Below are 11,330 nucleotides of genomic sequence, written 5' to 3' on the forward strand. Positions count from 1 at the left end.
CACAATTCCTCCATTTACATCATTGTATATGGGTTCGTATCGATCGTAATCGATAAATCTCCTTGGGAAACATCGTGCTGATAACGATCGATAACCGCTTTTAATACCCGTGTCATGTTCGGCTCCCGTTTGTATTTTATCATGCATTGATAGCGATATCTATCATGAAGTCGAGCAATCGGTGAAGCGACAGGGCCAAGAATGATCGCTTCATTCGACAGCTGTGCCCGCAAATATGCCGCAATCTTTTCTGTCACAGCCACCGCTTTCGTTATTTCCGGATGTGATACGGTGATTAATGTCAAATAGTAAAATGGCGGGTAGCCGTACATTTTACGAAGCACCATTTCTCTTTGATAAAATGCATCATAATCGTGTTTAGCGGCAAGCGTGATGCTGTAATGCTCCGGCGTATACGTTTGGATGACGACTTCGCCGGGAAGCTCGTGGCGCCCGGCGCGCCCGCTTACTTGTGTCAACAGCTGAAATGTTTTTTCTGAAGCGCGAAAATCAGGAAGATGGAGCATCGTATCTGCGGCCAACACGCCGACAAGCGTTACTTTTGGAAAATCAAGACCTTTGGCAATCATTTGTGTGCCAAGCAAAATATCGGCCTTCCCTGCGCCAAACTCAGCAAGCAGCCGTTCGTGGGCGCCTTTGCGGCTCGTTGTGTCGACATCCATGCGGATCACGCGCGCTTCGGGAAGCAGTTTCGTCAATTCTTCTTCCACTTTTTGCGTTCCCGTTCCAAAAAAGCGAATATGCTCACTTCCGCATGATGGACAGCGATACGTAATCGGCTCCTCGTGCCCGCAATAATGGCATTTTAATCGCTGCTCGACCCGATGATACGTCAATGAAATATCACAATGTGGACAACGAATCACATAACCGCAATCACGGCACATGACAAATGTCGAGTAGCCGCGCCGATTTAAAAACAATACAGATTGTTCTCCTTTATGAAGACGGTCTTTCAACTTTTCGAATAACGAGCGCGAAAACATCGAACGGTTTCCGCTCCGCAGTTCTTCCCGCATATCTACAACATGAACGTCCGGCATCCCATTATCGCTTACCCGCTTTTGTAATGTCAGTAACTGATATACCCCTTTTTTCGCCCGCGCAAACGATTCGAGCGAAGGAGTAGCGCTGCCGAGTACGACAGGACATCCGTGGACGCGGGCGCGGTAAATCGCCACATCACGGGCGTGATAACGCGGATTTTCTTCTTGTTTGTAACTTGTCTCATGTTCTTCATCAATAATAATCATGCCGAGATTTTCAAACGGAGCGAAAATAGCAGAACGGGCGCCGACGACAAGCTGCACTTCTTTCCGATGAATTTTTCGCCATTCATCATATTTTTCACCGACAGACAAGCCGCTATGAAGCACTGCCACTTGTGAACCGAAACGCCCTTTAAACCGTTCGACCATTTGCGGCGTCAGCGAAATTTCTGGAACAAGAACAATCGCTTCTTTTCCTTGCCGCAATACTTCTTCAATCGCTTGCATGTAAACTTCTGTTTTTCCGCTTCCCGTCACGCCGTATAGCAAAAACACCTCATGCTCATTGGCTCTTACGCGCTCAACAATGGCGGAAAGTGCTTTTTCTTGCTCATCGGTAAGCGGAAGCGGCGCTGTTTTTGAAAACGAACGATGCTCATATGGATCGCGATATACTTCGATTTCTTTTTCTACAACGAGTCCTTTTGCGGTCAACGCTTTCAGCGAAGCATAGGAAGCATCGGTCTGCTCTAACAGCTGCTTCAACGGCATTGCTTCATCCGCAGACAGAAGAACCGTTAACAACTGTTTTTGCTTGGCGGCGTTTGCCGGCAATGCGTTAATGGCACGCGCGATTTCTTCATGCGATTGCGCCAGTTCCACGTACTTCACCGTTTTTGCTGTTGCTTTTTCTTTTACATGGTATACGACTTCTAAATAGCCTTGTTGAATCGCCTTTTGCAACGGCCAAAGCAGATCGCTATGCTCCACTTCTTTCCAATCAATGGCAGTGCGATCCACAAAAAGCGGCTGAATCGCTTCCGGCAGTAAAAAGCGATTTTCTGTACGAACGAGCCGGATTTCCTTTTCATATTTTGCTTTCATCGCTGCCGGAAGCATCGCTTGGTAAGCGGAAATCGCAAAACAAAGCGTCGTTTCTGTTAAATATTTCCCTAACTCGAGCAGCTCTTCGTTTAATACAGGGGTGACATCTAACACTTCTTCAATCGGTTTCAATGTTTTTACGTCCGAGTGAGACTTAATATCGATCACAAACCCTTGCAATCGCCGCGGACCGAACGGAACGGTGACACGCATGCCTGGCTGCAATACATCTTCCCATTTTTTTGGGATGGCATAATCAAAAGGCCGATCCGTCTGACGCGAAGGAACATCTACAATAACCGCTGCTACTTTCATCGAATCGCCTCGATATAATGATGAATTTCTTTTAAAATTTCTTCTGCTACTTGTTTTTTCGGCAAAAGTGGCAGCGAACGTACGGAGCCGTCGCGTTTGAAAATGGTCACAATATTCGTGTCGCCAGCAAACCCCGCTCCTTCTTCCGAGACGTTGTTGGCAACGACCAAATCCAGCCGTTTGTTTTCTAATTTTTGCCGGGCATATTCCTCAACATGGTCCGTTTCCGCCGCAAATCCGACTAAAATTTGCGTCGTTTTTTGTTCACCTAGCGTTTTTAAAATATCAACCGTTCTTTCCATTTCAATCACATAGTCGCCCGGCTGTTTTTTTATTTTTTGATCAAACACATGCTTCGGTCGATAGTCAGCCACCGCCGCCGTTTTGATGACGATATCCACATGCGGAAAGCGATCCATCACCGCTTCATACATTTCTTGCGCAGACTCTACTCGAACGGTTTCTACGTTTGCTGGCGCATCCAGCTCCGTAGGACCAGAAATGAGTGTCACCTCCGCACCAAAGCGCGCTGCCGCTTCCGCAATCGCATAGCCCATTTTCCCTGTGGAACGATTAGAAAAAAAGCGGACAGGATCTAATTTTTCACGTGTCGGTCCCGCGGTGACAAGAACTTTTTTTCCTTTTAAGAAAGGATTGAGAGAGGCAAAATATGTTTCGATATTGTCAATAATTTTTTCTGGTTCTTCTAGTCTCCCTTTTCCGACATATCCGCAAGCTAAATACCCTTCCGACGGCTCAATAAAGCGATAGCCAAAGCGATATAGCGTTTCGATATTGGCTTGCACTGCCGGATGTTCGTACATATGAACATTCATTGCCGGCGCGATCCATACCGGCGCTTTTGTCGCTAAAAGCGTTGTTGTAATCATGTTGTCGGCAATGCCGTTTGCCAATTTTCCAATTGTATTGGCGGTAGCAGGGGCAACAAGAACAAGATCAGCCCAATCTGCGACATCAATATGAGCAATTACCGCTGGATTTTTTTCTTCAAATGTATCCACATATACTTCGTTGCGTGATAATGCTTGGAATGTAAGCGGAGTAATGAATTGACAGGCAGCTTCACTCATCATTACTTTCACATTGGCACCGCGCTGGGTTAATTGGCTCGTTAAGGCAGCGGCTTTATAAGCTGCAATTCCCCCTGTTACACATAATAAAATGTTCTTTCCATTCACCATATTAGAAACACCTCTACTATACTTTTGTAAAAAAATAACAACCTAACAGCTAGGTTGTTATTTTTCTTCTACTAATTCGATATGGTCCGCAGCAATTTCCTCTAAAGCTTGCCCAACAAATTTTTTCGACACCGGATTTTTAATGGTTAATTCTTCATTTTCCTGAAGTTGACGCGCGCGTTTCGCTGCAACCGTAACAAGCTTATATTTCGAATCGACCTTTTGCATCAATAGATCGATGGAAGGATATAACATGTTTTATTCCACCCCCAACATTTTTTTATAGCGTTTTGCCACACGTTCTCGTCGGCAATGTTCAGCAATCACGATCGCTTTAATCCGCTCGCACGCGAGCTCGACTTTATCGTTTTCCACGACATAATCGTAAGCATCCATCATTTCAAGTTCTTCTTTTGCTGCTTTCAAACGATTTTGAATGAGCTCTTCTGACTCTGTACCGCGCGCTATAATTCGTTTTTCCAATTCGCTTAAACTTGGAGGGGCAAGGAAGATAAAAAGACCTTCCGGAAACACTTTGCGCACTTGAAGCGCCCCTTGCACTTCAATTTCCAAGAACACATCTTTTCCTTCTTGCAACGTTTTTTCCACATAATCAATTGGAGTTCCATAGTAATTGCCAACGTATTCTGCCCACTCAAGCAATTTGTTTTCACGAATCATTTGCTCAAATTCTTCGCGCGTTTTAAAGAAGTAATCGACACCATCGACTTCTCCTTCCCGCGGTTTCCTTGTCGTTACGGAAACGGAATAATGCAAATTAATATCCGGCTGGGAAAACAATGCTTTTCGCACCGTTCCTTTTCCAACGCCAGACGGTCCAGACAACACAATCAATAATCCTCTTTCACTCATAGATATATAAAACCCTACCCTTCCTCCGATAAATCATCGCTTCCATATAAACGATTGGCTACTGTTTCCGGTTGAACGGAAGATAATATGACATGATCGCTGTCCATAATAATGACAGCCCGTGTTCTCCTTCCATGAGTGGCATCAACTAATTTTCCGCTTTCTCTCGCATCTTGAATAATTCGTTTAATTGGTGCTGAATCGGGGCTGACAATCGTAATAATGCGAGCGGCTGATACCATATTTCCATATCCGATATTAATAAATTTTATCCCCACGAAATGCCCACCTGCCATAAAAATTATTGTTGCCGCAATTGGGCAGTTCTAAACGATTACTCGATATTTTGCACTTGCTCTTTCATCTTTTCGAGCGCGCTTTTCATCTCTACTACTTGCGCAGCAATTCGGCTATCGTTCGCTTTTGCCCCGATCGTATTCACTTCTCGGTTTAACTCTTGTACTAAAAAGTCAAGCTTTCGACCGATTGGTTCGTCTTTTTCGAGCGTTGCGGCAACTTGCTTAAGGTGGCTGCGAATCCGCTTTAGCTCTTCGTTAATGTCCGCTTTTTCCGCGAAAATCGCCACCTCTGTTAAAATGCGTGACTCATCGGCAGGAAGTGGAACAAGCTCATTGATACGTTTCATTAACCGCTCGCGATAATGATCAATGACGCAAGGGGCCCACTCCTCAATCGCTTGCACGCTTTTTTCAATACTAGAAAGCTGCGTTTTTATATCAACAAGGAGCGCCTCACCTTCCTGCTTACGCATAAATGCAAGTTGCTCTGCTGCCTCTTTGACTGCTGCAAGTAACAGTTGCTCCATTTCCTCATTGTTGGTTTCTTCTTCAATAATTTCCGCAACACCTTCGAGCTGAAATAAGTGGGAAAGTGTCACACGATCATGCAAAGAAAACTGCTCATTCGCTCTTTGCAAACTATTATAATACTCCTTCATTAAATCCCAATCAATATGTAATTTTCGCTTCACCAATCCATCGCCTTCGATATTGACAAAAACTTCGATTTTTCCCCGTTTCACGTACTGCAAAATTGCTTTTTTTATTTTATCCTCAAAAACAATCCATTGTCTAGGGATGCGGATGGAAATTTCACAAAAGCGATGGTTCACTGACTTCATTTCCACGGTAATGCTTAGCTGTTCATTCTTTTTCGTGCTGCGTCCAAAGCCTGTCATGCTATAAACCATGTCATCACATCCGTTTATGTCAACTACCCACGCTAAAGCGTGGGCTTGCAACTAGCCTAATTGGCTCCGCGTTCGCTGGTTGACAGCAGCCCTGCGGAGTTTCCGCAGCACGTTGTCGCAGGCAGCGTACCCACAAGCTCGACAACCAAACTGATCCTGACGTCTGTTTCTTGGCCCATGTCCGCAAACCGACAGGTGCGGAAGTATTTTGGATGAACAATACCACGCACGCAGCGATCCGCTTTATACTCATGATAAAGACAGAAAGTGTGACACGCTGTTGCTTTTAACCGTTCTCGTGCGTTGGCGGATGCCTTAAATCTCAAGGCAATGCCGATCGAGTGCCTTTGCCTTTCAACAATCTTCTTGCTAATGCAGTGGTTCACATCACGGGCAAATAGTTTTTCCTTCTTGGAACGCCATACACGATGGCACCGGTTTCTTTAAGTGATCCTCTATCACCTTGGATATTATATCATATCTCTTTTTCATTTTCTCGTAAAAAGTGAACCGGAAAACAAAAATGTTGGAAGTGCCGCTAAACCAATAATGAGCAGCCAATCAAACGAAGCGATCGGCACGGTATGAAAAATTCCCTGCAGCGGTGGATAGTAAATCACGACAAGCAATAACAATATTGATATGATGACTGCTCCAACAAGGTATATATTTTCAAGCGGATTGCGGTCAAAAATCGAGCGCTCACACCGGCAGTCAAATACATGAATAAGCTGCGCCATCACTAACGTCGCAAACGCCACCGTCTGTGCATAAACAAGCTCATGCCCGCTTCGTTCATACGCGGTCATAAACGCCGCCAACGTCACCATTCCGATGGCAAAGCCGCGGCTGACAATTTTCCAGCCAAGTCCGCGAGCAAACACCCCTTCTTTCGGATGGCGCGGAGGACGTTTCATTACATTTTCTTCCGCGCGGTCAATCCCTAACGCCATCGCCGGAAGACCGTCGGTAACGAGGTTCACCCATAAAATTTGAATCGGCACAAGCGGAAGAGGCAAAGCAAGCAGCATCGCAAACAACATGACTAAAATTTCTCCAACATTGGATGCTAACAAATAGCGGATAAATTTGCGAATGTTTTCGTAAATATTTCTTCCTTCTTGAATCGCCGCTTGAATCGTTGCGAAATTATCATCTAATAACACAAGCGAAGCCGCTTCTTTCGCAACATCCGTTCCGGACCGTCCATCGCCACACCTATATCGGCCGCCTTAATTGCCGGGGCGTCGTTCACGCCGTCGCCCGTCATCGATACAATATGCCCTCGCCGTTGCAATGCTTTTACAATTTTTAATTTATGTTCCGGAGAAACGCGGGCAAATACATAAATATCATCGACTACTTCTTCAAGTTCATCTACCGAAAGCCGCGACAACGTTGGGCCGTCCATTATTTTTCCGTTCGGCGGCAGCACCCCAAGCTGCTTGGCAATCGCTTTGGCGGTAAGCACATGATCACCAGTGATCATGATTGTTTTAATGCCCGCTTCCTTGCACTGCTGCACCGCTTTTTTCACTTCTGGGCGCGGCGGGTCGATCATTCCTTGAATTCCGATAAACACGAGATTTTTCTCGGCCTCTTTTTCTGAAGTAATTCGCTCATAAGCTTGAAGCGGGCGATAAGCAATCGCAATCGTGCGGAGCGCTTGGCTCGCCATTTGATGGATGACATCTTTTACAGTCTTTCTCCATGCCGTTGTCATCATTTGCTCACGGCCGTTCCACCAAATTTGCTTACTCACTTGCAACAATACGTCTGGGGCTCCTTTTGTCACAATGAATCGTTTGCCTGCTTTATCTTTCACAATGACCGTCATCATTTTCCGGTCCGAATCAAACGGAAATTCTTGCTCCACGGTAAATTCGTTTTCGATGCGTTCTTTCGTCAATCCCGCCTTCATCGCGGCGACAAGCAAAGCGCCTTCGGTCGGATCGCCGTCAATGTAACGGCGTTTTTCTTTTTCTCTTAATTGTGAACTATTGCAAAGAACTCCAAACGTAAGCAATTGATGTAAGACTGTATCCTTTCTTGGATCAACAGGATGGCCGTTTTCATAAAATTGCCCGGATGTTTCAAGCCCTGTACCGCTGACTGAAAAGCTTTTCCCGCTTGCCCAAATATGCGTCACCGTCATCATATTTTCCGTCATTGTTCCTGTTTTGTCGGAACAAATGACAGAAGCGCATCCTAACGTTTCTACAGCCGGTAATTTGCGGACAATCGCGTTTTTCTTAATCATCCGCTGCACACCAAGCGCGAGCGCAATCGTTACAATCGCTGGCAATCCTTCTGGGATCGCGGCAACCGCTAGCGAAACACCTGCTAAAAACATTTCATATAAGCCGTGCCCTTGAATGACACCGACTGCGACAACGAGAATCGTAAGCAGCAGGGCAACAGCAATTAAAATTTTCCCAAGCTGCTCGAGCCTGTGCTGCAACGGAGTCATCACCGTTTCCGCTTCTTGAAGCAGATTCGCGATTTGTCCCATCGCCGTTTTCATTCCCGTTGCAATCACAATGCCAACGCCGCTTCCTCTTGTTACAAGGGTGCCCATGAAAGCCATATTATGTAAATCACCAATCGCAGCATTTTCGTTCATAAGCGGTGCGGCTGATTTCGCCGTTGGCACCGACTCACCCGTTAGCGCCGATTCTTCGATTTCCAGCCCTTTTGCATCAATTAAGCGAACATCGGCTCCGATTCGGTCTCCGCTTGAAAACTTGATAATATCGCCGACAACAAGTTCTTGCGATGGAATTTTCACCCATTCCCCATCGCGCAACACCGTCGCCTGCGGTGCCGATAATTGTTTCAGCGCCTCTAATGATTTCTCGGCACGCCGTTCTTGGAAAAATCCTAAAAATCCGTTCATGATGACAATAACAATGATGGCAACCGCATCGACATATTCGCCTAGCAGTCCCGAAATAACGGTAGCAACCAGCAACACAAGCACCATAAAATCTTTAAACTGATTCAAAAACAACAAAAGCGCCGACTGTTTTTTCGCTTCTTTTAACTCGTTATATCCGAACCGTTTCAGACGCTTTTTCGCTTCTTCTGTCGTTAATCCTGTAGCGATGTTCGTGTTCGTTTCCTTCGCGACTTCATTAGATGCGAGCGTATGCCATTGCATCGACGTTTCTCCCTCCTCTTCGCTTCTCTATGAAAGCTTATTCAGACATGTCCAAAAAAATGATATGATATTAATGTAAAAAATAAGCAGAAAGGTGTTTTTCCATGGCATTTGACGGAGTATTTACATACGCAATGACAAAAGAGTTGCAACAAGCGCTTGAAGGAGGGCGCATCACGAAAATTCATCAGCCGTTTGCCCACGAACTCGTATTGCAAATCCGCTCGCACGGGCGAAATTATAAATTGCTGCTGTCTGCGCATCCGAGCTATGCGCGCGTTCATTTAACGAATGAAACGTATGACAATCCGGCAGAACCGCCGATGTTTTGTATGCTTTTGCGCAAACATTTAGAAGGAAGCATCATCGAAGCGATCCGCCAAGTCGATTTCGACCGCATCATCACTATTGAGACAAAAGGGAGAAACGAGATTGGCGATATCCATACTAGACAGCTCATCATCGAAATTATGGGACGGCATAGCAACATTATTTTGATCGACAAAGATACAAACACGATTATCGACAGCATTAAACACCTCTCCCCTGCCGTCAACCGGTATCGTACGGTGCTTCCTGGCCATGAGTACATCGCACCGCCATCGCACGGGAAAATAAATCCGCTTGAAGCAACCGAAGAAACAGTCTTGAAAAAAATTGATTTTCATGCGGGGAAATTAGCGGAGCAGCTCGTTGCTGCATTTTCGGGCATTTCGCCGCTCTTAGCAAAAGAAATCGTTTTTCGCGCCGGGCTTGCGAATCGGGCAACACTTCCAAAAAGCTTTATCTCGTTGATGGATGAAGTGCGCGCCCATCGCTTTGCTCCCGCGATGTATACAAATGGGGAAAAAGAATGGTTTTACGCGCTTCCACTTACCCATTTGCAGGTAGAAGCAAAGCCATTTGATACGCTTAGTGAGCTTCTTGACCGCTTTTACTTCGGCAAAGCCGAGCGCGACCGCGTGAAACAGCAAGCTCACGATCTCGAGCGGTTTATTGCGAACGAAAAAGCGAAAAATGAAAAAAAGCTGATCAAGCTGAAACAAACATTAGAGGAGGCAAAACAAGCAGAACAATATCGGCTTTACGGGGAACTGTTAACCGCTAACCTGTACGCCATCAAGCGGGGAATGAAAGAAATCGAAGTGATCAACTATTACGACGAAAACGGCGCGACGGTGACGATTCCGCTCGATCCGCAAAAATCGCCGTCGGAAAACGCGCAAAGCTATTTTCAAAAATACCAAAAAGCGAAAAACTCGTTAAACGTCGTCCAAGAACAAATTAAGCGCACGAACGAAGAAATCGCTTATTTCAATACGCTTCTCCAGCAGCTGGAAACCGCTGCGCCGAAAGATGTCGAGGAAATTCGCGAGGAGTTGATCGAACAAGGATATTTGCGGGCGCGCGCCACGAAACAAACGAAAAAACAAAAACCACGGAAGATCGAGCTGGATCGCTACGTCGCAAGCGACGGCACGGAAATTCTGGTTGGGAAAAACAACAAGCAAAACGATTATTTAACAACAAAACTAGCGCATAAAGACGAGATTTGGCTGCATACGAAAGACATTCCCGGCTCACACGTCGTCATCCGCAGCAAAAACCCGTCAGAGCAAACAATTGCGGAGGCGGCCAACCTCGCCGCCTACTTCAGCAAAGCGCGCCAATCGAGCTCCGTTCCCGTCGACTACACGCGCGTCCGCTATGTGAAAAAACCGAGCGGCGCCAAACCGGGTTTTGTGATTTACGAAAACCAGCAAACGATTTACGTCACGCCGGATGAGGATTTGGTGATTCGAATGAAAAAGCAATAACATAACAAATACCTCCCACGCTTCGTGTTGGGAGGTATTTCTTTATGTGAATATTTCTTCGAGATTTAATGCCAACCCCAGAAAACAAACCGATTGGACAACGCCCGTCCCTGCTTTGATATCGGCTTGTTCATATAATCCTTCCTCATTTAACGTATAAACCGTAATCGCATCCTTCATCGGATTCACAATCCAATATTCTTTCACACCGTAGGCCATATATAAGTTAAACTTTGTCACTAAATCATGCGCCTGATTGGAAGGGCTTAATATTTCCACAATCAGTGTAGGAACACCGATATATTTCGTCTCGGTAAACCCTTTTTCATCACAAATAATGCTAAGGTCGGGAATGACCACTTTTCGATCAGGAAACTTCTCGCTAACTAACTCGATGTCTGTCGGCGCGGCAAATACTTTGTACTTTTCCCTTTTCAAATAAATTCCGAACTGCGTATGAATATTGCTCGAAACAAGCTGATGTTTAATGCTTGGGGAAGGAGTCATATACACGACGCCGTCAATATATTCCAAGCGGTCTTCGCTTTTCTCCCGCAGCGCTAAATATTCTTCATACGAAACGTTGGAAAATCGCGGTAAGGACATCATAATCCCTCTTTTCCTCTCTTATATACTTCT

At 45.6% G+C, this 11,330-nt stretch carries 8 protein-coding genes and 1 pseudogene; 1 reads left to right on the top strand and 8 read right to left on the bottom strand.

The window, feature by feature from the left end; translation table 11 throughout:
• Nucleotides 1-14 precede the first annotated feature (14 nt).
• The 7 genes and pseudogenes from priA to NXM86_RS12620 all read right to left on the bottom strand — a co-directional run bounded on the left by priA (nucleotide 15) and on the right by NXM86_RS12620 (nucleotide 8,874).
• Entirely contained in the window at nucleotides 15-2,429 is a 2,415-nt protein-coding gene (gene priA / locus NXM86_RS12590; RefSeq protein WP_498958109.1) for a primosomal protein N', read from the bottom strand.
• Nucleotides 2,426-3,631 carry a bifunctional phosphopantothenoylcysteine decarboxylase/phosphopantothenate--cysteine ligase CoaBC gene (gene coaBC, locus NXM86_RS12595; RefSeq protein WP_015863394.1) on the bottom strand — a complete coding sequence of 402 codons (1,206 nt, stop codon included), beginning with the start codon at nucleotides 3,629-3,631 and terminating at the stop codon, nucleotides 2,426-2,428. The genes priA and coaBC overlap by 4 nt, the downstream gene beginning before the upstream one ends.
• 57 nt (nucleotides 3,632-3,688) lie before the next feature.
• Nucleotides 3,689-3,886 carry a DNA-directed RNA polymerase subunit omega gene (rpoZ, locus tag NXM86_RS12600; RefSeq protein ID WP_015863393.1) on the bottom strand — a complete coding sequence of 66 codons (198 nt, stop codon included), beginning with the start codon at nucleotides 3,884-3,886 and terminating at the stop codon, nucleotides 3,689-3,691.
• 3 nt (nucleotides 3,887-3,889) lie between these two features.
• Nucleotides 3,890-4,504: a guanylate kinase gene (gmk, locus tag NXM86_RS12605; RefSeq protein ID WP_015863392.1), complete on the bottom strand. Its 615-nt coding sequence runs from the start codon at nucleotides 4,502-4,504 to the stop codon at nucleotides 3,890-3,892.
• Nucleotides 4,505-4,518: 14 nt separating this feature from the next.
• On the bottom strand, nucleotides 4,519-4,782 hold the full coding sequence (gene remA / locus NXM86_RS12610; protein WP_015863391.1) for an extracellular matrix/biofilm regulator RemA: 264 nt from the start codon (nucleotides 4,780-4,782) through the stop codon (nucleotides 4,519-4,521).
• Between the two features lie 56 nt (nucleotides 4,783-4,838).
• The gene (locus tag NXM86_RS12615) at nucleotides 4,839-5,714 is read right to left on the bottom strand and encodes a YicC/YloC family endoribonuclease (RefSeq protein ID WP_089097054.1); all 876 of its coding nucleotides are present in this window, start codon (nucleotides 5,712-5,714) and stop codon (nucleotides 4,839-4,841) included.
• A gap of 488 nt (nucleotides 5,715-6,202) precedes the next feature.
• Nucleotides 6,203-8,874, bottom strand: a pseudogene (locus NXM86_RS12620) (calcium-translocating P-type ATPase, SERCA-type).
• Between the two features lie 104 nt (nucleotides 8,875-8,978).
• Here NXM86_RS12620 and NXM86_RS12625 point away from each other — a divergent pair.
• A complete protein-coding gene (locus tag NXM86_RS12625; RefSeq protein ID WP_498958112.1) occupies nucleotides 8,979-10,691 on the top strand; it encodes an Rqc2 family fibronectin-binding protein in 1,713 nt (570 codons plus the stop codon).
• Nucleotides 10,692-10,733: 42 nt separating this feature from the next.
• Here NXM86_RS12625 and NXM86_RS12630 read toward each other — a convergent pair whose 3' ends face one another.
• A complete protein-coding gene (locus tag NXM86_RS12630; protein ID WP_171698684.1) occupies nucleotides 10,734-11,297 on the bottom strand; it encodes a Uma2 family endonuclease in 564 nt (187 codons plus the stop codon).
• Nucleotides 11,298-11,330: the final 33 nt, after the last annotated feature.

Source organism: Geobacillus sp. CX412, assembly GCF_027942335.1.
GTDB classification, from domain to species: domain Bacteria; phylum Bacillota; class Bacilli; order Bacillales; family Anoxybacillaceae; genus Parageobacillus_B; species Parageobacillus_B toebii.